Here is a 22671-nt window from a genome sequence, read left to right on the forward strand (position 1 = left end):
GGCATGTCCCAGGTTGGGGCTAGGGGTGGGCATGTCCCGCGGCTGGGGCTAGGGGAGTGCTCGTCCCGGGGGCCGGCGCGGCGTGGCGGGCGGCACTTCCTTGGCCGCCACGACGAGCCGGAGCGGGATGACAACGTCGGCGCGGCGGGTGCGGACGGTGCAGCCGCCGTCGGGCTTCCCGACGAGTTCGCCGAGCGCGTCCGTAAGGCCTCCCTCGATCCGGTACCGCACCACTACGCGGGTGCCCAGGGGCGCGTCGGAGAGGAACTGCTGCGGCTGGGGGATCGGTGAACTCACCCGTTCATAGTAGGACGCGCAGGCTCTGTGACGCCCGGCTAGGTTCGCGGGATCAGACTGGGAGATAATAGGCTCGGAAGTCAGCAGCCCGGCGCTCAGGCCGGGAGCAAGATCCGGCGGGACGCCGGAACCAACGTGGAGAGGCCAGGGACGTGACGTACGTAATCGCGCAGCCGTGTGTAGATGTCAAAGACAAGGCATGTATTGAAGAGTGCCCCGTCGATTGCATCTACGAGGGTGAGCGTTCCCTGTACATCCACCCGGATGAGTGCGTGGACTGCGGTGCCTGCGAGCCGGTCTGCCCCGTAGAAGCCATCTACTACGAGGACGACACCCCCGAGGAGTGGGCCGACTACTACAAGGCCAACGTTGAGTTCTTCGACGTGCTCGGTTCGCCGGGTGGCGCCGCCAAGATCGGCAACACCCACACGGACCACCCGATGATCGCCGCCCTGCCGCCGCAGAACCAAGACAACTAGGACGGCGCTCCGGTGACTTCTGCGGTGCGCAGCTTCGGCCTCAGCCTGCCCGACTACCCGTGGGAAGCCATGGCCCCGTATCTCGCCCGGGCCGCGGAGCACCCGGGGGGCGTAGCCAACCTATCGATCGGAACCCCGGTGGACGACACGCCGGCCCTGGTGCAGGAAGCGCTCCGGGCGGCGGCCAATGCGCCCGGCTACCCGACGGTGCACGGCACCCCGGCGCTCCGGGAAGCGATCGCGGCATGGTTCCACCGGCGCCGTGGCGTCCCCGGGCTGGACCCGCAGAATGTGATGCCCACCGTCGGGTCCAAGGAGCTCGTGGCCTGGCTGCCGTTCCTGCTTGGCCTCAAGGCCGGCGACGTCGTCGTCCGCCCGACCGTCGCGTACCCCACATATGACATCGGGGCCACCTTCGCCGGGGCGGAGCACGTGGCCGCGGATGACCTTGACGAACTCGACGCCGGCACCCGCTCTCGCGTCCGGCTCGTCTGGGTTAACTCCCCGGCCAACCCCACCGGCAGCGTCCGCGACGTCGCGTCGCTGCAGCGGATCGTCGGCCAGGCGCGGGAACTCGGTGCCGTGGTCGCCTCCGACGAGTGCTACGCCGAACTCGGATGGGGCGAATGGGACGTCCAGCGCGGCGGCGATTCGGTCCCCAGCATCCTCGACCCACGGGTGGCCGAGGATTCCCATGAAGGCCTCCTGGCGGTCTACTCGCTGAGCAAGCAGTCCAACCTCGCCGGCTACCGCGCCGCCTTCGTGGCCGGCGACGGCGCGATCATGGCCAACCTGGTGAACAGCCGCAAGCACGCGGGCATGATTGTGCCGTACCCGGTCCAGGAAGCCATGCGGGTGGCCCTCGGCGACGACGCCCATGTGGCGGCGCAAAAGGACCTGTACCGCGGCCGGCGCGAACGGATCGTCCCGGCACTGGAGCGTTTCGGGCTGGACATCCGTGAATCCCGCGCCGGACTGTACCTCTGGGCCACGGCGGGCGAGGCGACCTGGGACACCGTGGGCAGGCTTGCCGATCGTGGAATCGTCGTCGGGCCCGGCGTCTTCTACGGCGACGCCGGCAACGGCTTCATCCGGGTGGCGCTGACTGCCAGCGACGAGCGGATCGACGCCGCCGTCGAGCGGCTGGCTACGGGACCGTAACAATGCTGTGAGGAGGGCCACAAGATGCGCCATTTGGTCGTCTTGGGACCGCTCCGGATTAGTGCCACCCGCGAACTGGCGGTAGTTTTTAACTGACTATCAATGGTGGCTTTCCACAAGAAGGCAGCGCAGCCGTTGGAATCCGTGTCCAGATACAGGTTCCGTGGGCCGCTTCACCAGATGTTGGATCAAGCTTTCAACAGGGGCCCAGACGCCTCATGAGGAGAATCCATGACTGAGACCACCAGCGCAACCCTGCGTCATGCGGGCGGGGAGCTCGAGCTCCCGCGCATCAAGGTTGTTGAAGGAAACGAAGGCTACGACGTTTCCAAGCTGCTGAAGCAGACCGGCGCCGTCGCCTTCGACCCCGGTTTCATGAACACCGCGGCCACCACCTCGGCCATCACCTACATTGACGGTGACGCCGGCATCCTGCGGTACCGGGGCTACCCGATCGAGCAGCTCGCCCAGCACTCCAGCTTCCTGGAAGTTTCCTACCTGCTGATCTACGGCAACCTGCCGACTCCGGCCGAGCTGGAAGCATTCGACCAGCGGATCCGCCACCACACCCTGCTGCATGAGGAGCTCAAGGGCTTCTTCAGCGGCTTCCCGCGCGACGCCCACCCGATGCCGGTGCTGTCTTCGGCCGTCTCCGCCCTGTCCACTTTTTACCAGGACTCGCTGGATCCGTTCAACGCCGAGCAGGTAGAGGTTTCCACCTACCGGCTGCTGGCCAAGATGCCGGTCATCGCCGCGTACGCCTTGAAGAAGTCCGTCGGCCAGCCCATGCTGTACCCGGACAACTCCCACAACCTCGTGGAGAACTTCCTGCGCCTGAGCTTCGGCCTTCCGGCCGAGCAGTACGAGGTGGACCCGGTGGTCGCCAAGGCACTGGACCTGCTGCTGATCCTGCACGCTGACCACGAGCAGAACTGCTCCACCTCCACGGTCCGGCTGGTCGGCTCGTCCAACGCCAACCTTTTCGCCTCCGTCTCCGCCGGCATCAACGCGCTCTTCGGCCCCGCGCACGGCGGCGCCAACGAGGCCGTGCTCAAGATGCTCCGCCAGATCCAGGCCGACGGCATCAAGCCCGAGGACTACATGGAGAAGGTCAAGAACAAGGAAGACGGCGTCCGCCTGATGGGCTTCGGGCACCGGGTCTACAAGAACTACGACCCGCGCGCCAAGATCGTCAAGGCCACGGCTCACGAGATCCTCAGCAAGCTCGGCGGCAACGACGAGCTGCTGGAGATCGCGCTCCGCCTCGAAGAGAAGGCGCTGCAGGATGACTACTTCATCCAGCGCAAGCTCTACCCGAACGTGGACTTCTACACCGGCCTGATCTACAAGGCCATGGGCTTCCCGGAGAAGATGTTCACCGTGCTGTTCGCGATCGGCCGCCTGCCGGGCTGGATTGCCCAGTGGCGTGAAATGATCAGCGACCCGAACACCAAGATCGGCCGCCCGCGCCAGCTCTACACGGGAGAACCGGAACGGAACTACCCTTCGGTCTAAGCCAGAAACCGCTGACGACGCCGGCCGCGCACCTCGAGCGAGAGGAGCGCGGCCGGCGTCGTTGTTGGGTCACCGTGGTGCTGGAGTGAATGTGGCTGGAGTTGCGGGTGTGACCGGCGTGGGGCACCCGGGTCGGGGCACATCCGTGCTAAAAAGGGGCAATGCCCAAATTTGTCGACGCCGCATTGCGGCGCCAGGAAGTTGTCGAAGCCGTCTTCAGGATCGTCGCGGCGGACGGGCTCGAACGGGCCTCCCTCCGCGAAGTAGCGGACGAAGCCGATCTGGCGGTGGGCTCGGTGCGGCATTACTTTGCCAGCAGCGACGAACTCCTGGCCCACTCCTTCGGCGTCGTGGTGGACCGCATCGCCGGCCGGCTCGACGCCGCCGAGGACCGGCTGGCGGAAACCGCCCCGGGCACGGCCGAGCACCGGCGCGGTGTGTTAACCCTGCTGGGGGAACTGCTGCCGCTGGATGAGGAACGGGCCGTGGATGCCTGCGTCTGGATGGCCTTCAAGAACGCGGCCCGGACCAGGCCGTTCCTCGCCGCGGAAGCCGACCGCAGCCACCGCACGGTGGCGGCCGTCGTGGGCAGGTTGATGATGGACCTGGCCGGCATCGACGCCGCGGGCGGCACGGGCGGCCCCGGGCAACAGCGGCTCGTCACCGAGGCCGAGCGGCTGCTGGCGACCCTGGACGGACTCACCATGCACGCTCTGCTGCAGCCGGAATGGATGACGGCGCAAATGTGCCACGATGTGCTGGAAGCCCATCTGGCGAGCCTGGACAGCCGCGCTGCCAGCCATTAACGTGCGCTACCTTCAGGAATAGACTGGAAAAGTACGTCATGCCAAGGGAAGGCAATCGGATGCACCACACAGGCGGTCCCGGCTGGCGGATCACCATGGACACCTCAGGTCCCATGCTCATAGCGCTTTACATCCGCGACGCGGCCGGCCTGGACACCGCGGGCCACCCCGCGCTCTCCCACGTGGCACCGAAAATCCGGTCCTCCGACCATACGCACCTGATTGACGAGGTCGGCGGCATGCCGGCCCTAAAGACCGAGTGGGAAGCATGGTGGGCGCAGATCCTGAAGGCCCACCCTGAGATGGAGCCTGAGCTTGGCCCGCCTGGATTCCGGGCATTCGGTAACTCGCCGGCCCTCCGGCGCGTGCTGCAGGCCCACTTCGGCGCCGCCCTCAGCTGGGCCCGGGAACGCCGCGGCGAGTATCTTGCCCTCGAGGCCGAGCGGGACGCCAGCGGGGCCACCCAGGTGCTCGCCGACATGGTCGACGACCGGCTGCTGGAAGTCGGCCGGGCCGCGCGCGACTTCGAACTGACCATCATCGAGCTTCCCCTCGCCGAGCCCCGGGCCTGGTACCTGGAGCCGGACAAGATCATCATGAGCTCAGCCTTGCTGTCCGAACCGGAGCTCTTCCGCAGCTACGTCCAGCCGGTCGTCGAGCTGCTGGTCTGAGCGGGCCGGGCAGCTACGACGCGGGTCTGTCGGCGACCGTGATGGTGACCTGCCCCGCAGGCCCCTCCGCGGCTTGCCAGCCCTTGCGCGACACCCTGGTCCAGCTCTGCCCGTCCACCCGCACTTCGGTGACGGACAGGGCCTTGGCGTTCGCCACCGCCCACTGCGCCACCGCCCACGCCTCGTTGCCCTGGACCCGGACTGTCAGCGTCCGGCCGGCCGCCGTCGCCGGGGTGGTCCCGAAAGCGGCCAGCAGGCGCTGGCGGACCTGGCCGGCGTCCCCGGCGGTATCCGGCTTGCGCAGCGAGCAATCGACGCCCTGCGGGGTGTAGCCGGTCAGCGCCGAGGCGAAGGCGCGAGCCATCGGTTCGTGCTGCGCATAGGCGCCCGGGTACGCCGAACGCTGGACCCGCTGCGCGGCCTCGGTGATAGGAAGCGATTCGTAGCCCGGGATCTTCACCAGCGCATCGTAGAAGGCGTTCGTGGCGTGGTACGGGTCCATCACCTGCTGCTCGGTGCCCCAGCCCTGCGACGGCCGCTGCTGGAACAGGCCGCGGGAATCCGGTCCGGCCTGGTCGCCGTGGCCGATGTTGCGCAGCTTCGATTCCTGCATGGAGGTGGCCAGGGCGATGCTGACGGCGCGTGCCGGCAGCCCGCGCCGGACCGCAACGGCGCTGATCAGGGCGGCATTGGCGGCCTGGTCGGTGGCGAGATCTTCGCCGCCGGCGCCTACTGCGGTGCAGCGCTCCGTGATCAGGGTCTCGGAGCGCTGCAGGAATCCCACCGCCGTGTAGATGGCACCCGCCACCATGGCCAGGGTCAGCAACAGCACGATCCGACGGCGCCAGCCACCTCTGCGTGCCACGTAACTACTCCCTCAAGCCCGGACGGGCCGGTTCGTTCTTCAGCCGGTTGGTTGGCGGCAGCCGCCTAGTTGGCGTGCAGGGCCTCATTGAGCTCAACAGTCTGTCCCTTGCGGGGCAGTACTTCCACCTCGCCGCTGGAGGAGTTGCGGCGGAAGAGCAGGTTCGGGACGCCGGAGAGCTCGACGGCCTTGACGATTTGGCTGGTGTCCTCGCCGTCGGCGTCCTTCGGCCCGATCACCCGCACCCGGGTGCCGGCCGTGACGTAGAGGCCGGCCTCGACGACGGAGTCGTCGCCGATGCTGATGCCCACGCCGGAGTTGGCGCCGAGCAGGACTCGCTCCCCGAGGGAGATCTTCTCCTTGCCGCCGCCGGAGAGGGTGCCCATGATGGAGGCCCCGCCGCCGACGTCGGAGCCGTCGCCGGCCACCACGCCGGCGGAGATGCGGCCCTCGACCATGGACGTTCCGAGCGTGCCGGCGTTGAAGTTCACGAAACCCTCGTGCATGACGGTGGTGCCCTCGGCCAGGTGCGCGCCGAGGCGGACCCGGTCGGCGTCGGCGATCCGCACGCCGGAGGGGATGACGTAGTCGACCATCCGGGGGAACTTGTCCACGCCGTAGACGGTCACCGCGCCGCGCTTGCGCAGCCGCGCGCGGGTCAGTTCGAAGTCCTCGACGGCGGCCGGGCCGAAGTTGGTCCACACGACGTTGGGCAGCTTGCCGAAAATGCCGTCCAGGTTGATGCTGTTCGGCTGCACCAGACGGTGGGAGAGCAGGTGCAGGCGCAGGTACGCGTCCGCGGTGTCGGCCGGTGCTTCGTCGAGGTGGATCTGCGCGAAGACGACCTTTTGCTCGGTGCCGCGGTCCGCGTCGGCGCCGTGTGCGGCGATGTCGAGCAACGACTGGTCCGCGTTCGCGACGTCGCGCAGGTTTTCTGCAGCGGTTCCGAGCGCCGGCGTCGGGAACCAGACGTCCAGCATGGTGGCCGTGCCGTTGCGGGTGGCGATGGTCGCGAGCCCGTAACCGTAGGCGGAGCGGGAGTCGTCGGGCACAGCAGCAGAAGCGGGTTCAGTCATGCGTCAAGTCTATAGAGGGCCCCCGCGCTCCCCGAAACCGGTGACGGGGGCCGGGCAGATACAGTGGAACGGTGACTGAGCATACTGCCCCCGCCCGCCTGGATCTGCGCCAGGACGTTGCCCTGCTGACCGCGGACATCATCGACATTTTCAGCGTCTCCGGGGAGGAACGCCGGCTGGCTGACGCCGTGGAGCATGCCCTCCGCGCCATCCCGCAGTTGGAGCTGACCCGCGACGGCGACGCGATGATCGCCCGCACCAACCTCGGCAGGGCGGAGCGCGTCATCCTCGCCGGGCACCTCGACACGGTCCCGCTGCCCACCACCGAAGGCGCGCTGGGCACCGTCCCCTCCTACTGGCCCTCCGGGGCGCCGGGGGAGGGCATCCTGTACGGGCGCGGTGCCACCGACATGAAGAGCGGCGTCGCGGTGCAGCTCGCGCTGGCAGCGGGCCTGTTCGACGGCGGCGCGGCACCGGATAAGGACGTCACCTTCGTCTTCTATGACCACGAGGAAGTCGAGGGGGTCAAGAGCGGCCTCGGCCGGCTTGTCCGGAACCACGGCGGCCTGCTCGAGGGCGACTTCGCGATCCTGCTGGAACCGACCGACGGGACCGTCGAGGGCGGCTGCAACGGCACCATTCGCTTCGAGGCGACCACCCTCGGTGAGGCGGCCCACTCCGCGCGGGCCTGGATGGGCAGCAACGCCATCCACGCCGCGGCCCCGATCCTGGCCAGGCTGGCCGCCTACCAGCCGCAGACCGTCACCGTGGACGGACTGGATTACCGGGAGAGCCTCAACGCCGTGCGGGTCAACGGCGGGACGGCGGGCAACGTCATTCCGGACCGCTGCGTCGTGGAGATCAACTACCGCTTCGCGCCGGACAAATCCATGCAGCAGGCCGAGGAGCACGTCCGAGAACTGCTCGCCGGCTTCGACCTGGTCCGCACCGACGGGGCCAACGGGGCCCGGCCCGGCCTGAACCACCCTGCCGCCGCGTCCTTCGTCGCCGCTGTCGGCGCGGAGCCGAAGCCGAAGTACGGCTGGACCGACGTCGCGCGGTTCAGTGAGCTCGGCGTCCCCGCCGTGAACTTCGGGCCGGGCGATGCGCTGCTGGCGCACAAGGACGACGAGCACGTCGACGCCGAGGCGATCCGCGAGTGCCTGCGGGCGCTGCGGAGCTGGCTGGGCGTGTAGTCCTGCTGGGGGCGAAAGCTCAACCGAGTCCGCGTCAGCGTAGCGTCATTTAATGCGCCGTGCCGCCCTTTCTTAAGCGGTCAAGCCTGCAAGGGCCTTGGCGTCGATGTCCTCCGGGCCGCGATCATTGCCGCCGGGGCCTCCGAGAACAGTCCAGCACGCGACGAGCCCGGCGATGACCGCGGGCCCGGGTACCAGGTCCCGCGCCGGGTGCGGGCGCTCCGCCCGCAGCCCCAACACCGGCCTAGCGCCCGCCGCGCATGATCCCGGTTTCAGCCCCTAAGTTCCCCCGGCTTATCCAGTATCCGCGCCAACTTGGCGTGCCCCTCGCTGGCAACTTCTCGGCGTGCTCTGTGTGACGACCTTTCGCTGGCCCATCGTCAGTCTCATCTCTCAAAACGTGCTCGTCGGGAACTTGCCGGATCTTCAAAGGAGGCGACAAGACGGGCCTGTACGGACGGCTTCCCTGAGTCAACTCGAGCTGTTGACTTCCTCAAGTCACGTTTGTAACGTGAACTTGCCGATATTAGTCATATCGATTTAGAAAATGGGGAAGCAAATGACAAAAGTGTCACGAAACCTTCTTGGCCTGTTCTGCGCTCTGGTCCTAACACTTGCGGGGAGCTCCGCGGCCGTCGCCCAAACCGACGGTGCGCCACCAGGCGAATCGACTCAAGCAGGCACGCTCGGCTGCGTGGCAGAGGCCGGTTTGACCGTGGGGGCAACCGTCGTCTCGTCCGGGGCGGGTCGCTGTAGCTGGGTAGCCAAGGGTATGAACCTCGGGGTCACGGTGGCGACCTACGTGGACGGATGGTACGTCGATAGCTCCTACCGCGAGTGCTGGATTGCGGTAGGAGCAGGCGATACATGTCCCGGTACAAACGTTTATTCGACGCGCGGTCCGGGTCAGTATTGCACGAAGGTATGGCTCGATTACCAGGAGAGCGATGGGATATGGCAGCAGAAATCCACGACGATGGGCGCGGGGTGCCCGTGAAGCGACTTAAATTGCTGAGCTCGCGTCCGATGCAAAAAATAAGCATCCTGGTTGTGGCCCTGCTGGTGTCCGCTGGATTTTCACTTACAACCGCTCCTGCCAGTGAGGCGGCGAGTTGTTCAATCCAGTCTTGGGGGGAGGTCGACGGCTACCACGGCGTATATATCATATACCCCAGCATCACCTGTTACGGTGCCGACCTCACAGCGATTTCCATCTCCTCGATGAAGCCCGATTTTTCCTACACTCCGACAGCGTCCTATGCCCCGGTGCAGTCGGGAGCGTCCTATCCGGGCTACGGGGTCGAATTTAATCTCAACGACGGCAAATATTGCGCCTTCATTACTGCCACGATAGGAACCCTTACCGGTCCGAAGTACGAAAGCGTGAATCACTGCTATACGCGGTAAACAATCTTGAGGTTTACAGCTTTTGGGCAGGCTGCCTGATTTACCTTCTCAAGCTGTGGTGGATGTCGTGCCGAATGGTGCCGCGAATCGCGAGTATTTGCGGGAGCAGTGGGGCTGGCCGAAATTCTGACCTAGAGCAAAAGGAAGGCCCGGAACCTGTTGGTTCCGGGCCGCTCCTTGCTCCGGCGCCCCGTGGGCGCCGTCGTCCTGTCGTTACACCTCCGCGGGGACGCTGGCCGCCGGAACGACGGCGACGCCGGGCTTCCGGGAAAGCCGGCGCTCGAGCCACTTGGCGAACGCGGCCAGGATCAGGCACATGCCGACGTACAGGACGCCGGCGACGATGGCCGCCGGGATGATCGGGGACCCGTACTGGATCTGGCTGCCGAAAAACTTCGCTTGGAAGAGGATCTCGTTGTAGGTCACGATGAACCCGAGCGCAGTGTCCTTGAGGATCACCACGAGCTGGGAAATGATCACGGGGAGCATGGAACGGACAGCCTGCGGGAGCAGGATGCTGCTCATGACCTTGCTCTTGGGTAGCCCGATCGCGTAGCCGGCCTCGCTCTGGCCGCGGGGCAGAGACTCGATGCCGGCGCGGAAGACCTCAGCGAGGACGGATCCGTTGTAGAGCACCAGACCCGCTACGACGGCGGTGAACGGCGTAATGCCCTGCACCCCGACGGTCGGGAGGCCGTAGTAGAAGATCATCATCAGGATCAACAGCGGCACCGCCCGGAAAAGCTCGGTGAAGCCGTAGCAGGGGACGCTGATCCAGCGTCGGTCCGAGAGCCGCCCGAACGCCAGGAATACGCCGAGGACCAGGCTCAGGACTGCTGCGGTGCCGAACGCGGCCAGTGTGGCCCCGACCGACTGGGCAATGGTCTGCTGTACGAGCGGAAACGTGAACAACTGCCACTTCTTGGCATCGAACTGGCCGCTCTGGGCGAAGCGCAGGACGATGAAGCCCACGATCAACAGAATCACGAGGGCAGTGACAACGCCGAGCACCCGGTAACGGGACCGGGCCTTGGGGCCGGGGGCGTCAAAGAGCACAGAACTCATCGGGCAACCTTCCACTTTTGTTCAAGCTTTCGCTGCAATGCGGAAAGGATGAAGACAAGGATGACGAACACGAGCGCAATCCACAGGAGGCCGGTCAGGGCCGGCTCGCCGCGCTCCGAGAGGTTGGCCCGGATTGCTCCGGCCTCGAAGACGGAGAAGCCCGCGGCGACTGTCGTGTTCTTTAGCAGGGCGATGAACACACTGAACATCGGCGGGATCACGGCGCGGAACGCCTGCGGCAGGATCACGAGGGTCAGCGTCTGGGCGAAGGGCAGCCCGATGGCGCGGGCGGCTTCCGCCTGTCCCACCGGGACGGTGTTGATACCGGATCGGACAGCCTCGGCCACGTAGGTGGCTGTGTAGAGGCTCAGGCCGATGATGGCCGCCGTCGTGAAGTCAATGGGCACCAGACCGAGCTTCGGGTAGCCCAGTGCGAAGAAGAACAGCACCAGGGTCAGCGGCGTATTGCGCACCACGTTGACGTACAGCGTTGCCGCCGCGCGCATGGCGGGAACGGGCGAGACGCGCAGGGTGGCGACGATGGTGCCAAGGATGAGGGCAAAGATCGCGGAGAAGAAGAAGAGTATGAGTGTGTTCCGGAACCCCGTAATGAAGAGATCCGAATTGTTCAGCAGCGTATTCACAGAATCGTCGCTTTCAGCAGGTGCTGAGGGGGCGGCCTTGCGGCCGCCCCCTCAACGTCGGTTTAGTAGTTATCTACTGCGGGCTGCTTGACCTTCGTGCCCGACTGGCCCAGCGTCTGGTCATAGAGCTTCTGCCACACGGCGCCGCCGTCGGTGAACGTCTTGTTGATGAACTGGCGCAGCGCGGTGTCGCCCTTCTTCAGGCCGACGCCGTACTTCTCAACGGTGAACGGCTCGCCGACAACCTTCAGGCTCTCGGGATCCTGGGAAGAGTAACCGAGCAGGATGGCCTGGTCGGTGGTGACTGCGTCGACCTGGCCGCTCTTGAGTGCCTCGACGCACTGCGAGTACGTGTCGAACTCAGTGGTCTTGGTGCCCGGGAAGTTGGCCTTGATGTTCTGGATCGGGGTGGAACCGGTAGCCGAGCAAACGTTCTTGCCGGAGAGGTCCTTTTCGCTGTTGATGGTGGAGTTGTCCTTCTTCACCAGCAGGCCCTGGCCGGTGACGAAATACGGGCCGGCGAAGTCGATCAGCTGCTTGCGCTTGTCAGTGATCGAGTAGGTGCCGACGTAGTAGTCAATGTCGCCGTTGGTGATGGCCGACTCGCGGTTGGCGGAAGGGATCGGCTTGAACTCGATCTTGTCTTTGCTGACGCCGAGGGACGCCGCGATCCACTTGGCGATTTCGATGTCGAAACCGGTGTACTCACCGGTTGCGGCGTCCTTGAAACCCAGGCCGGGCTGGTCCTGCTTGACGCCGATCCGCAGCTTGCCGCTGGACTTGATGGTGTCGAAGGTGGGGCTTCCGGAAACGGAGACGTTCTCGGCGACCTTGTAGGGTGCTTCCGAGGCGGCAGGAGCGCCGGCGCCGCCGCCCGTTCCGCCGCAGGCGCTGAGGGAGAGGGCCAGGGCCGCAGTTGCTGCGACGAACATGGGCTTCTTCCGGGTAAAGAGTTTCTTCATCGGATACCTTTCATTGGGCGGCCGCCGCGCGGCGGCCAGAGACAATACCTTGTGGTCTAGTGCGTCAGGAGCTTGGACAGGAAGTCCTTGGCGCGATCGCTCTTCGGATTCGTGAAGAACTCCTCGGGCGTGGCGTCCTCGACAATCTGGCCGTCCGCCATGAACACCACCCGGTCCGCGGCCTTGCGCGCGAAGCCCATTTCGTGGGTCACCACGATCATCGTCATGCCTTCTTTGGCCAGCTGGACCATGACGTCGAGGACCTCGTTGATCATTTCCGGGTCCAGCGCGGAGGTGGGCTCGTCGAAGAGCATCACCTTAGGCTTCATGGCCAAGGCGCGGGCGATTGCCACGCGCTGCTGCTGGCCTCCGGAGAGCTGGGCGGGCAGCTTGGGGGCCTGTTGGCCGACGCCGACACGCTCCAGCAGCGCCATGGCGTCCTTATCCGCCTCGGCCTTGGATACTCCCTTGACCTTGATCGGCCCAAGCGTGACGTTTTCCAGGATCGTCTTGTGCGCAAACAGGTTGAAGGACTGGAAGACCATCCCGACGTCGGCGCGCAGCTTGGCCAGCTCCTTGCCTTCCGCGGGCAGCTCCTTGCCGTCAATCTTGATGACGCCGTCGTCGATGGTTTCCAGCCGGTTGATGGCGCGGCAGAGCGTTGACTTGCCGGAACCCGAGGGGCCGATGACAACAACGACCTCTCCCTTGCGGACGTTCAAATTGATGTCCTTGAGGACGTGCAACTGGCCGTAATGCTTGTTCACGGCATTCAGGGAGACGAGGGCATCGCCGGGCACTTGAGTAGTCATAAGAAGAATCTAGCGAACATTAGCGGATTATGACCCCAATCACTCGGAGTTGGTCAACATCGTGACCCAAGAGATATCCGCAGGTCAGGGGGCACGTTGCCGGGTCCGGCGGCCCCGTCGTGCCGAAGCGCCCGGCCTGCCGATCCGCGCTAGCCTATGGGCATGAGTACCGAGCCGCAGCCCACGTCAGAGCAGAACCCAGCACCGGACGCCGGGTCCGGGCGGCGGGACGCCCCGCCGGCCAACGGCATCCGGCACAAGGGCCCGTTGGAGCTGCGTCGCAAGGCTGCCAGGGTCACGATGTCGGACCAGACGCTGCTGGACACCAAGGGCCCCGGACAGTTTGTGCACACCGACCCGTGGCGTGTGCTGCGGATCCAGAGCGAATTCGTGGAAGGTTTCGGCGCCCTCGCCGACCTCGGCCCGGCGGTCAGCGTGTTCGGTTCCGCCCGGACGCTGCCGGGCAGCCTTAACTATGAGCTGGCCGTCGACGTAGGCCGCAAACTGGCCGAAGCCGGCCTGGCCGTGATCACCGGCGGCGGCCCAGGGTCCATGGAAGCGGCCAACAAGGGCGCGGTCCAGGGCAACGGGGTGTCGGTAGGCCTGGGGATTGAACTGCCCTTCGAACAGGGCATGAACCAGTGGGTAGACCTGGGCATCAACTTCCGCTATTTCTTTGCGCGCAAGACCATGTTCGTGAAGTACGCCCAGGGATTCATTGTCCTCCCCGGCGGCCTCGGCACGCTGGATGAGCTATTCGAGGCCATGGTCCTGGTCCAGACCCGGAAGGTGACTTCCTTCCCGATCGTACTGATCGGGACCGCCTTCTGGAGCCCGATGCTGGACTGGATCCAGACGACCTTGGTCGCCGAGGGCATGATGGCGGAGGAAGATCTCGACCTGGTGCAGGTGGTCGACGACCCGGCGCTCGCCGTCGAACTCATCGTCGAAGGCGCCGCCCGCCACCGCAACCCGAACGGAACCAACCCCGGCACGGGAAACGGCAGCTACGGCGGCAACGGCGCAGCTAACGGTCCGCGGGCCTGAGCTGCCCGCACGGCCGGGTCTGGCACGATGGAGCTGTGAGTTTCTTCCTGGTTTTCGTGGCGATCGTGCTGGCCGCCGTCGCCATCCTCGTCGGCACCGACCTGGTGCCGCGGATCTTCCGCCGACGTGCCGGCGAACAGCCCTTCAACGACGGCTTCGACGAGCCGGTCGCCTCGCTGCCGGCCGTGCTGCTGCCCGCCGACGCGGAACCGGCCGACGTCGACCGGATCCGATTCGCCGTCGGGCTGCGCGGCTACCGAATGGACCAGGTGGACCAGGTCCTCGACGAGCTGCGGGACCAGATCGCCCGGAAGGACCGAGAAATCGCCCGGCTCCGCACGGAGCGTGAGGCAACGACGCCGGAACGTTCCCCGCTGGAACACCCGCTGCCGGAAGGGGCGCCGGAACGGCACCCGGACACGGCGCCGGACCCGGCCCCGTGACCCCGGTGGCGCAGGAGAGCCTGAACTCCGCCGTGTGGAGCCGGATTGCGGCCGCCGGCACGCGCACCGCCCGCTGGCCATGGTGGCTGCAGGTCGGCGGCCTCTACCTCGCCGCGCGGCTGGTCAGTGCCTGCATCTTCATGGCGGCCGCCCTGCACCAGGGCGTGAACCCATGGTTTCCGGCGAAGCCCGACTATTGGAGCTTCATCAATATCTGGGACGCCCGCTGGTACGGCGAGGCCCTGCGGAACGGCTATCCCGCCGAACTGCCGACCGACGACGCCGGCGCGGTGCAGGAAAACACGTGGGCCTTCTACCCGCTCTTCCCGCTGCTTGGCCGGATCCTCGCCGGGCTGGCCGGAATCGCGCCCGCCGCCGCGCTCACCATCATCGCCATGCTCTCCGGACTGGCGGCGGCCCTGGTGGTCTACCGGCTATTCCGGCGCAAGGCCACCCACCGCACGGCGCTCTGGGGCACGGTGTTCTTTTGCACCTTCCCCATTTCGCCGATCCTGCAGGTTCCATACGCTGAGTCCCTGAATCTCCTGCTGCTGGCCGCGGCGCTGCTGCTCGTCCTGCGCCGGCGCTACCTTTGGGCCATGCCGGTGGTGCTCCTGATGTGCCTGTCGCGGCCCACCGGCGTGCCCTTCGCCGCGATGGTCGGGCTGCTGTTCCTGTACCGCGTGTACCCGCGCCTCGTTGCGACGTTCCGCGGCCGGCCCCGGACCGACATGGTGCACAGCCCCGCCGCGGGGACCCCCGCCGCCGGGCCGCACACCCCCGGAGAGCTGTGGTCGCTGGCCGGCCTTGCCGCCGTCAGCGGGCTGGGGGCGTTGTTGTGGCCCGCGTTTGCCTGGGCGGTCACGGGCGACATCCAGGCCTACACCAAGACCGAAACGGTGTGGCGCGGGCAGGACCTGGTGCCGTTCAAACCCTGGTTCGACACCGGCGTCCAGCTCTTCGGACCCGTCCTGGGGCTACTGGCGCCGTTCGTCTTCGTGGCCGCCTTTGTCCTCGTGATGATGTCCCGCCCCGTGGCGGCGCTGGGCACGGAGCTGCGGCTGTGGTGCGTTTGTTACGTGGGTTATCTGCTGGTGTTCCTGCACCCGCAGACCAGCACCTTCCGGATGCTGCTGCCGCTGTTCCCGCTGGCCCTCGGCGCGGCACTCGTTTCCCGCTCCCGCGCCTACCGCGCGACGGTTGTTGTCATGTTTATTCTGCTGCAAATCGTCTGGATCGTGTGGCTTTGGGCGTGGGCCCAATTGCCCGGCGGCGGCGACTATCCGCCGTGACGCCGAACACCTTTTCCTGCCATAAGAGCGGCATTCCCAAGGAGCATAGAAAGTCCATCGATTAGCTACAAGCGCGTAATTACGGGATAATGGGCCATAAGCTAAGGAAAACTAAGTGTTGAGCCACGGCGGCTGCCATCACGGCCGCCAGGCGGCTTGTTTGACCAAGCGGACACAGCCCGGCCGGGCTGGTAAGTCACGGGACTACTGGAGGGGATATTCCTCATGGCGGCTATGAAACCACGCACCGGCGACGGCCCTATGGAAGTGACCAAAGAGGGTCGCAGCCTGATCATGCGGGTTCCGCTCGAAGGCGGGGGACGGCTTGTGGTCGAACTCAACGCTGCCGAAGCGACAAATCTCAAGGAATGCCTGGTCGGCGTTACCGAATAGCCTTTTCGTCACAGGGAAAGGGGCCCGCAGCCGGTTGGCAGCGGGCCCCTTTCCGGCGTCCGGGGCTATTTCTTGACCGCCACCAGCAAACCGTCGCCGGTGGGCAGCATGGCTGAGGCGAGGCGGTCGTCGTCGCGGATGGATTTGCCGACCTGGCGCAGGACGACGGTGGTTGCCTCGCGGGCAGCGGGGTTGGAGACGCGGTCCTTGTCCAGGGCGTCGTTGACGATCAGCAGGCCGCCGGACTTGAGCAGCCGGATGGCCTGCTCCACGTAGCCGGGGTAGTTGGGCTTGTCCGCGTCGATGAACACCAGGTCGTAGGCGCCGTCGGTCAGGCGCGGCAGCACGTCGCCGGCACGGCCGGAAATGGTGCGCGTGCGGTTGGCGGGGCTTCCGGCCTCCTGGAAGGACTCCCGCGCGGCGCGGAGGTGTTCGACGTCGACGTCGATCGTCGTCAGCACGGCCTGCGGTCCGAGGCCCCGCAGGATGCAGACGCCGGAAACGCCGGCCCCGGTGCCGATTTCCACCGCGGTCTGAGCCTTGGAAGCGGCCGCGAGTACGGTCAGGACGGCGCCGACGCCGGGCCCGATCGGGGTGACGCCCAGTTCGAAAGACCGTTCGCGCGCGTGCAACAGAACCTCATCCTCGGCAGGCAGATCTTCTGCGTAGGACCAGCTCGTGGACTTATCGGCGCTCATGGGTATCGCTTTCCGGGCAGGAGGGGAGTGTTTCATACAGCGTACTGTGTCCTGCATGGTCTTCGGCGTTCCGCCGTGGGCGGAAGAACCCGCCACGTCAGGAAATTCCCAGCTTATTTTGAAATGATAGTTATCCGCTCATCCGCGTGGTGATCGGCGCCGAATCTAGGGGTGTAAAGGCTTGCAGAAGCAAGTGCCATCCAGGCGTAAGCACCATCCGCGAGGGGAGTGGACAATGTCGGTTGTGGCAGCTGTCCCGGTAACTGACGAGTCCCAGCCCACGGCCGAGGCCGAATGGGTCAGGCCGACGTGGGAAGAGGTGGTGACCAACCACTCCGCCAAGGTCTACCGCCTGGCGTACCGGCTCACCGGCAACAAGTACGACGCCGAGGACCTCACCCAGGAAGTCTTCGTCCGGGTCTTTCGCTCGCTGGACAACTTCAAGCCCGGCACGCTCGATGGCTGGCTGCACCGCATCACCACCAACCTCTTCCTCGACCAGGCCCGGCGCAAGAGCCGGATCCGCTTCGATGCGCTGGCCGAGGATGCCGAGTCGCGCATTCCCGGCCGCGAGCCCGGTCCGGAGCAGAGCTTTGAATTCAACAACCTCGATCTGGACGTGCAGGCCGCCCTTGAGGAGCTGCCGCCGGATTTCCGCGCCGCCGTGGTGCTTTGCGACCTTGAGGGCCTGTCCTATGACGAGGTTGCCGTGGCGCTGGACGTCAAACTCGGCACCGTCAGGTCCCGGATCCACCGCGGCCGGACGATGCTCCGCGAGAAACTCGCCCACCGCGACCCCAGGCCGCAGCCGGCCGCAAAGCAGTCACTGAAGCCGCGGCTCAAGATGCCCCGCATCGCCGGCCTCCTCTGAACCGGGCAATGGGTCAACTGAAACACTTCCTCGCGGGCCTCACGTGCACGTACTTCGGCCGGAAACCGGGCCGGGCCCGGCCGGGCGCGCAGCCGCTCACCGGCAGGGCCCAGGAGCGGCGCCGGAAACACCTTGAGCGGTGCACCGCTTGCCGTGCCCGGCTGCAGCGCGAACGCCAATACCTCGAACGGCTGCGCGGCGCCGCTGTGCCCGCCGCAAGCGAAGACCTGACCGCCCGCCTGCTGGCCCGCACCGGGGTCCTGGCCGCCGGGCAGCAGGACGCGGGGACAGAGGCGGCTACCGCGCCCGGTCCGCCCTCGGTTCCGCCGCAGCGCACGCTGCCGCAGCAGGGGAGGCCGCTGCGGCTCGCTGCCCAGATCGCCGGCGGCGTGGCCGCCACTGCCGTCCTGATGGGCGGCGCCGCCTACCTCATGGGCAGCGACACGGCGCTGCCCGCCGACGAGGCGTTCACCTCGGCCTTTCCCGGGACGAGCCCGTCCGGCCCGGCGCTGTCTTCCGAGAGCATCTCCGTGGCCGCGTGGAAGCTCAGCGGCGAGCCGGACGTCACGCCGGCCGGCTCGCTGAGCGCCGACCAGCTCTCCGCACTGCGTGCCCGTGGCTGGACCTGCCCGGAACTGCGGGAGCTGGGCTACCACCTCGTCTGGGCCCGCGGCGGAGTCGCCGACGGCTCGGAAGTCCTGGAGCTTCGCCTCACCGACGGCCGGCACTTTGCGACGGTCCTGGAACAACACGCCGATGGCACCGCCGTCCGGCACGGCGCGGCCGGCACTGCGCGGCCGACCCCCGGGCCGGCTGCCCCAGCACAGTCGGACGTTCCACAGTCGGCCGCGGCACAGCCCGCCGCCGGGCCGCCGGTGAACGTGCTGACCGGGCACCCGGCCACCGAGGACGGCTTTGTTGCCGCCCGGCTGGACACCGCCGCGCCGGACGGCCCCGCCGGCCCGGCCGGCTCGCTCTGGATCAACAAACAAGCGCCCTTCCGCGCCATCTACCGGACGTCCACGGCCACCTTCACGTATATCTCTGAGCTCCCGGCGGAGCAGGCCGACGACGGCGTGGGCGCCCTGGTGCATCCCCGTCCGGTCAAGGCGCCGCCGGCACACGGCGGCGAGGGAGTCCCGGCCCGCCTTGAGCGGGGCCTGGAACGGATTGTGGAGCTGCTGGCACGATGACCCGCGCCATGGCCCCGCACCATACCGGGGCCCGTCAGCCGGGCCCGGGCAGCGCTTTCTGGAATCGTCGCGCGCAGGACTGAGAGGGTAATCTTCCTAGGGTGCTTGGAATCAACGGACCGGAGTTCATACTTCTGCTGATCATCGGCCTTTTGGTGATCGGACCCAGCAGGCTGCCCGAATACACGCAGAAGCTGGCCAACATCGTCAAGGAAGTCCGCCGGATGGCCTCCGGCGCCCGCGAACAGATCAAGGAAGAAGTCGGCATCGACATTGACGATGTGGACTGGAAGAAGTACGACCCCCGGCAGTACGACCCCCGCCGGATCATCAAGGAAGCCCTCCTGGAGGACGATACCAAGCCCGTGAGCGCCGGTGCGCCCGCCGCGGTCGCCACCGCCGAAGAGCGCCGGCCGGCCCGGGTCATCGAGCGGCTGCCGGAGGGCGAGGCCGCGCCGTTCGACTCCGAGGCAACCTAAACAGGGCGTCCGGCCGGACCCGGTCCGGCCCGTGTCAGCGCGGCTGGAGGCCCAGCGACAGCCCTTTCAGCCCGCGCGGGCTGGCAGCCAGCTTGCCGGCAATGCCCGCCAGGGCCAGCGCGGCCGGAGTTTCGGGCCGGCCAAGCACCAGCGGGACCCCGGTGTCGCCGCCTTCGCGCAGCAGGATATCGAGCGGAATCTGGCCCAGCAGCGGCACCTCGGTGCCAACGGTGGCGGAGAGCCGCTCGGCGAGCACGGCGCCTCCGCCGCTGCCGAAGAGTTCCATCCTGCCGCCGTCGGGCATTTCCAGATAAGACATATTCTCCACGACGCCGGCCACTGACTGGCCGGTCTGGACCGCGATCGCCCCGGCGCGCTCGGCCACGTCGGCGGCCGCAGCCTGGGGAGTGGTCACGACCAGGATCTGCGCCTTGGGCAGCAGCTGGGCCACCGAGATGGCGATGTCGCCCGTGCCCGGCGGCAAATCCAGGAACAGGGCGTCGAGGTCGCCGAAGTAGACGTCGGTGAGGAACTGCTCGAGGGCACGGTGCAGCATCGGCCCGCGCCAGGCGACCGGCTGGTTGCCGGTGACGAACATGCCGATGGAGATGACCTTGACGCCGTAGGCCACCGGCGGCAGGATCATGTCGTCCACCCGGGTGGGTGCCTGGCTGATGCCCATCAGCGCCGGGACCGAGAAGCCGTACACGTCCGCGTCGACGATCCCCACCCGCAGCCCCTGCGCCGCCAGGGCGCAGGCCAGGTTCACGGTCACCGAGGATTTCCCCACCCCGCCCTTGCCGCTCGCCACGGCGTAAACCTTGGTCAGGGAGCCCGGCGCGTTGAAGGGGATGCCGCGCGCACCGCCCGGGCCGCGCAACCGCTCCTTGAGCGCATCGCGCTGTTCCTGGCTCATGACCTTGAGTTCGACGTCGACGGCGGTCACGCCCGGCACGGCGGCCAGCGCCGCCTCGCAGTCCGCGGTGATGGTGCCGCGCAGCGGGCAGCCCGCGATGGTGAGCAGCACGGCAATCCGTACCCGGCCGGAGCCGGAAACGTCCACCGAATCGACCATGCCGAGCTCGGTGATGGGGCGGCGCAGTTCCGGGTCGATCACGGTGGCCAGTGCCGCGTGCACGGCCTGTTCCAGGGGGGAACTCGGGCCGTTGTCCGCGGGGTTGTCCAGCGGGATGCCGTCAGGCGTGGTGCTCATGCGGTGAATGCTCAGCTTTCGGGATAGGTGCGTGGCGCCGGCGGGCCCGCGGCGCCCGGACCCGGCCCGGACTGTTTGTCAGGCTTTGCCTCACTCTTGACCCGGGGGATCTGCTGGGTGCGGGGGCCGCGTTGCTTGTCCCGGCGTTCCTTCAGTTTTTCCTTGACCTTGTCCCGCGGGGACTCATGGACACCCGCGGAGGGATCATGCGTGCGGAGTTCCTCCTGGGCTTCCAGCATGTCCTCGAGCAGGCTGCGCAGTTCGGCCCGGACGTAGTCGCGGGTGGCGACCTCGCGCAGGGCGATGCGCAGCGAGGCGAGCTCCCGGGTCAGGTACTCGGTATCGGACAGGTTCCGCTCGGCGCGTTGGCGGTCCTGTTCCAGCGAGACGCGGTCCCGGTCGTCCTGGCGGTTCTGCGCCAGCAGCAGCAGGGGCGCGGCGTAGGAGGCCTGGAGGGAGAGCATCAGGGTCAACAGCGTGTATCCGAGCGCCTGGGAGTCGAACTGCCACTCTTTCGGGGCGAAGGTGTTCCACACCAGCCAGAAAACGCAGAACACGGTCATGTAGACCAGGAACGTCGGGGTGCCCATGAAGCGCGCGAAGCCCTCCGTGGCGTGGCCGAAGGCGTCCGGGTTGGGGGAGAACTTGGGCAGGATCCGCGCGCGGCCGCTCAGGGGCGTGTCCAGGCTGCCCTTGCCGGGCGCCTTGCTGCCGGGCCGGACGTTGGAGGTCCGTGGTGCGGTGGGATCAGCCAATGCGGCCTCCAAGCTTCCTTATCGGGGCGTCGTCCTCGTGGGCGCGCCAGTCATCGGGCAACAGATGATCAAGCACGTCATCAACAGTCACCGCCCCGACGAGCCGGCCGTCGTCGTTGACCACGGGGAGTGAGTTGAGGTTGTAGGTGGCCAGGGTGCGGGCGACCTCGCTGATGTGCGCCTGGTCAGAGACCGGTTCGAGGTTCTTGTCCACCAGGTTGCCCAGCGGTTCCGGCGGCGGGTAGCGCAGCAGTTGCTGGATGTGCACGACGCCGAGGAAGCGCCCGGTCGGCGTCTCCAGCGGCGGACGGGCAATGAAGATCGAGGAGGCCAGCGCGGGGGAGAGCTCCTCGCGCCGGACGTGGGCGAGGGCCTCGGCGACGGTCGCTTCCGGCGGCAGGATGACCGGCACGGGCGTCATCAGGCCGCCGGCGGTGTCCTCGTCGTATTCGAGCAGGCGGCGAACGTCCTCGGCGCCTTCGGGTTCCATCAGCTGCAGCAGTTCCTCGGCCTGGGCGCTGGGGAGTTCGGCGAGGAGGTCGGCGGCGTCGTCGGGGTCCATCTCCTCCAGCACGTCGGCGGCGCGTTCGACGTCGAGGGCGGAGAGGATTTCCACCTGGTCGCCCTCGGGCATTTCCTGCAGGACGTCGGCGAGGCGTTCGTCCTGGAGCTCGCTGGCGACCTCGAAGCGTCGCTTGTCGCTCATCTCCTGAAGGGCCTCGGCAAAGTCGGCGGGCTTGAGGTCCTCGTGGGTGGCGACGAACTGGGTGGCGGCCTGGGGCTCGGTGCGGGCGCCCTGCTGGGCATCGGCCCAGTCGATGATCATGGTTTCGTTGCGGCGCAGCCGGCTCAGCGGCGAGAGGGAGTGGCCGCGGCGGACGAAGAGCTTGCTGACAAACCAGTCGCCGGAACGGTGCCGGTCCATCGCGATGTCCTCGATGGTGGCGTCCCCGCTGCCGTCGGCCAGGGTCACGCGGCGGTCGAACATCTCGGCGACCACGAGGGTTTCCGCGCCGCGCTGTTCGAACCGGCGCAGGTTCACCAGCCCGGTGCAGATGACCTGGGTCTGGTCGATCGAGGTGATGCGGGTCATCGGCACGAAGACGCGCTTCTTGCCGGGGACCTCGACGACGATGCCCACCACGTGCGGGGCGCCGCGGTTGCCGCGGGAGAGCACGACGACATCGCGCAACCGGCCCAGACGGTCGCCCAGGGGGTCGAAGACGTCCAGTCCGAGGAGGCGCGCGACAAATACCCGCGAAAGAGTTGTGCTCACACCTACAGGCTACCGAGTCCGCTCTCTTTTAGCTGAATTTGCAGGCGCTGCCCAG

25 protein-coding genes are annotated in these 22671 nt (G+C 67.1%); 14 read left to right on the plus strand and 11 right to left on the minus strand.

The window, feature by feature from the left end; all coding sequences use genetic code 11:
* Positions 1 to 48: 48 nt before the first annotated feature.
* Positions 49 to 297 (minus strand): putative acetyltransferase, encoded by a 249-nt coding sequence (locus tag HNO80_RS05020; RefSeq protein WP_175321748.1) that lies wholly within the window; start codon positions 295 to 297, stop codon positions 49 to 51.
* Between the two features lie 152 nt (positions 298 to 449).
* Between HNO80_RS05020 and fdxA the strand changes: the two genes are divergently transcribed.
* The 5 genes from fdxA to HNO80_RS05045 all read left to right on the plus strand — a co-directional run bounded on the left by fdxA (position 450) and on the right by HNO80_RS05045 (position 4929).
* Positions 450 to 776, plus strand: coding sequence for a ferredoxin (gene fdxA, locus HNO80_RS05025; protein ID WP_056737938.1), 327 nt, complete (start codon positions 450 to 452; stop codon positions 774 to 776).
* 12 nt (positions 777 to 788) lie between these two features.
* Positions 789 to 1937 carry a succinyldiaminopimelate transaminase gene (gene dapC, locus HNO80_RS05030; protein ID WP_175321749.1) on the plus strand — a complete coding sequence of 383 codons (1149 nt, stop codon included), beginning with the start codon at positions 789 to 791 and terminating at the stop codon, positions 1935 to 1937.
* A 231-nt stretch (positions 1938 to 2168) separates the two neighbouring features.
* Entirely contained in the window at positions 2169 to 3452 is a 1284-nt protein-coding gene (locus HNO80_RS05035; RefSeq protein ID WP_175321750.1) for a citrate synthase, read from the plus strand.
* Between the two features lie 161 nt (positions 3453 to 3613).
* Complete coding sequence (locus tag HNO80_RS05040; protein WP_175321751.1) at positions 3614 to 4258, plus strand: TetR/AcrR family transcriptional regulator; 645 nt, start codon at positions 3614 to 3616, stop codon at positions 4256 to 4258.
* A gap of 59 nt (positions 4259 to 4317) precedes the next feature.
* Positions 4318 to 4929 (plus strand): hypothetical protein, encoded by a 612-nt coding sequence (locus tag HNO80_RS05045; protein WP_175321752.1) that lies wholly within the window; start codon positions 4318 to 4320, stop codon positions 4927 to 4929.
* A 13-nt stretch (positions 4930 to 4942) separates the two neighbouring features.
* On the opposite strand, the gene HNO80_RS05050 is transcribed toward HNO80_RS05045, so the two are convergent.
* Together HNO80_RS05050 and dapD are read right to left on the minus strand one after the other, a co-directional pair.
* Positions 4943 to 5794: a hypothetical protein gene (locus HNO80_RS05050; RefSeq protein ID WP_502707812.1), complete on the minus strand. Its 852-nt coding sequence runs from the start codon at positions 5792 to 5794 to the stop codon at positions 4943 to 4945.
* A gap of 65 nt (positions 5795 to 5859) precedes the next feature.
* Positions 5860 to 6870: a 2,3,4,5-tetrahydropyridine-2,6-dicarboxylate N-succinyltransferase gene (gene dapD / locus HNO80_RS05055; protein WP_175321753.1), complete on the minus strand. Its 1011-nt coding sequence runs from the start codon at positions 6868 to 6870 to the stop codon at positions 5860 to 5862.
* A gap of 71 nt (positions 6871 to 6941) precedes the next feature.
* On the opposite strand from dapD, the gene dapE reads away from it, so the two are divergent.
* Positions 6942 to 8066 (plus strand): succinyl-diaminopimelate desuccinylase, encoded by a 1125-nt coding sequence (gene dapE, locus HNO80_RS05060; RefSeq protein ID WP_175321754.1) that lies wholly within the window; start codon positions 6942 to 6944, stop codon positions 8064 to 8066.
* Positions 8067 to 9020: 954 nt separating this feature from the next.
* The gene (locus HNO80_RS05065; protein WP_175321755.1) at positions 9021 to 9473 is read left to right on the plus strand and encodes a hypothetical protein; all 453 of its coding nucleotides are present in this window, start codon (positions 9021 to 9023) and stop codon (positions 9471 to 9473) included.
* Between the two features lie 213 nt (positions 9474 to 9686).
* On the opposite strand, the gene HNO80_RS05070 is transcribed toward HNO80_RS05065, so the two are convergent.
* The 4 genes from HNO80_RS05070 to HNO80_RS05085 form a co-directional block, all read right to left on the minus strand.
* Positions 9687 to 10538: an amino acid ABC transporter permease gene (locus tag HNO80_RS05070; protein ID WP_175321756.1), complete on the minus strand. Its 852-nt coding sequence runs from the start codon at positions 10536 to 10538 to the stop codon at positions 9687 to 9689.
* Complete coding sequence (locus tag HNO80_RS05075) at positions 10535 to 11182, minus strand: amino acid ABC transporter permease (RefSeq protein WP_175321757.1); 648 nt, start codon at positions 11180 to 11182, stop codon at positions 10535 to 10537. Before HNO80_RS05075 ends, HNO80_RS05070 begins: the two co-directional genes overlap by 4 nt.
* Before the next feature lie 62 nt (positions 11183 to 11244).
* A complete protein-coding gene (locus HNO80_RS05080) occupies positions 11245 to 12144 on the minus strand; it encodes a glutamate ABC transporter substrate-binding protein (RefSeq protein WP_175321758.1) in 900 nt (299 codons plus the stop codon).
* Between the two features lie 56 nt (positions 12145 to 12200).
* Positions 12201 to 12956, minus strand: coding sequence for an amino acid ABC transporter ATP-binding protein (locus HNO80_RS05085; protein ID WP_175321759.1), 756 nt, complete (start codon positions 12954 to 12956; stop codon positions 12201 to 12203).
* A gap of 300 nt (positions 12957 to 13256) precedes the next feature.
* Here HNO80_RS05085 and HNO80_RS05090 point away from each other — a divergent pair, with 300 nt between their 5' ends.
* The 4 genes from HNO80_RS05090 to HNO80_RS05105 all read left to right on the plus strand — a co-directional run bounded on the left by HNO80_RS05090 (position 13257) and on the right by HNO80_RS05105 (position 16131).
* On the plus strand, positions 13257 to 14003 hold the full coding sequence (locus HNO80_RS05090; RefSeq protein WP_502707823.1) for an LOG family protein: 747 nt from the start codon (positions 13257 to 13259) through the stop codon (positions 14001 to 14003).
* 35 nt (positions 14004 to 14038) lie between these two features.
* Positions 14039 to 14446: a DivIVA domain-containing protein gene (locus tag HNO80_RS05095; RefSeq protein ID WP_175321760.1), complete on the plus strand. Its 408-nt coding sequence runs from the start codon at positions 14039 to 14041 to the stop codon at positions 14444 to 14446.
* On the plus strand, positions 14443 to 15738 hold the full coding sequence (locus HNO80_RS05100) for a putative hexosyltransferase (RefSeq protein ID WP_502707814.1): 1296 nt from the start codon (positions 14443 to 14445) through the stop codon (positions 15736 to 15738). The genes HNO80_RS05095 and HNO80_RS05100 overlap by 4 nt, the downstream gene beginning before the upstream one ends.
* Positions 15739 to 15963: 225 nt before the next feature.
* Positions 15964 to 16131, plus strand: a complete 168-nt coding sequence (locus HNO80_RS05105) for a DUF3117 domain-containing protein (protein ID WP_079550332.1) — start codon at positions 15964 to 15966, stop codon at positions 16129 to 16131.
* Positions 16132 to 16196: 65 nt separating this feature from the next.
* Here HNO80_RS05105 and HNO80_RS05110 read toward each other — a convergent pair whose 3' ends face one another.
* Positions 16197 to 16829: an O-methyltransferase gene (locus tag HNO80_RS05110; protein WP_175321761.1), complete on the minus strand. Its 633-nt coding sequence runs from the start codon at positions 16827 to 16829 to the stop codon at positions 16197 to 16199.
* A 235-nt stretch (positions 16830 to 17064) separates the two neighbouring features.
* Between HNO80_RS05110 and sigE the strand changes: the two genes are divergently transcribed.
* The 3 genes from sigE to HNO80_RS05125 all read left to right on the plus strand — a co-directional run bounded on the left by sigE (position 17065) and on the right by HNO80_RS05125 (position 19372).
* Positions 17065 to 17700, plus strand: coding sequence for an RNA polymerase sigma factor SigE (gene sigE, locus HNO80_RS05115; RefSeq protein ID WP_175321762.1), 636 nt, complete (start codon positions 17065 to 17067; stop codon positions 17698 to 17700).
* A gap of 8 nt (positions 17701 to 17708) precedes the next feature.
* A complete protein-coding gene (locus HNO80_RS05120) occupies positions 17709 to 18893 on the plus strand; it encodes an anti-sigma factor (protein WP_175321763.1) in 1185 nt (394 codons plus the stop codon).
* Positions 18894 to 18994: 101 nt separating this feature from the next.
* Entirely contained in the window at positions 18995 to 19372 is a 378-nt protein-coding gene (locus tag HNO80_RS05125; protein WP_175321764.1) for a twin-arginine translocase TatA/TatE family subunit, read from the plus strand.
* Between the two features lie 34 nt (positions 19373 to 19406).
* On the opposite strand, the gene HNO80_RS05130 is transcribed toward HNO80_RS05125, so the two are convergent.
* The 3 genes from HNO80_RS05130 to HNO80_RS05140 are packed head-to-tail and all read right to left on the minus strand — an operon-like array spanning position 19407 to position 22616.
* Positions 19407 to 20585, minus strand: coding sequence for an Mrp/NBP35 family ATP-binding protein (locus HNO80_RS05130; RefSeq protein WP_175321765.1), 1179 nt, complete (start codon positions 20583 to 20585; stop codon positions 19407 to 19409).
* Positions 20586 to 20596: 11 nt separating this feature from the next.
* Entirely contained in the window at positions 20597 to 21352 is a 756-nt protein-coding gene (locus HNO80_RS05135; RefSeq protein ID WP_502707815.1) for a DUF1003 domain-containing protein, read from the minus strand.
* Positions 21333 to 22616 (minus strand): magnesium transporter MgtE N-terminal domain-containing protein, encoded by a 1284-nt coding sequence (locus tag HNO80_RS05140; protein ID WP_175321767.1) that lies wholly within the window; start codon positions 22614 to 22616, stop codon positions 21333 to 21335. The genes HNO80_RS05135 and HNO80_RS05140 overlap by 20 nt, the downstream gene beginning before the upstream one ends.
* Positions 22617 to 22671 lie beyond the last annotated feature (55 nt).

Source organism: Arthrobacter sp. C9C5 (assembly GCF_013359735.1).
Lineage (GTDB): Bacteria > Actinomycetota > Actinomycetes > Actinomycetales > Micrococcaceae > Arthrobacter.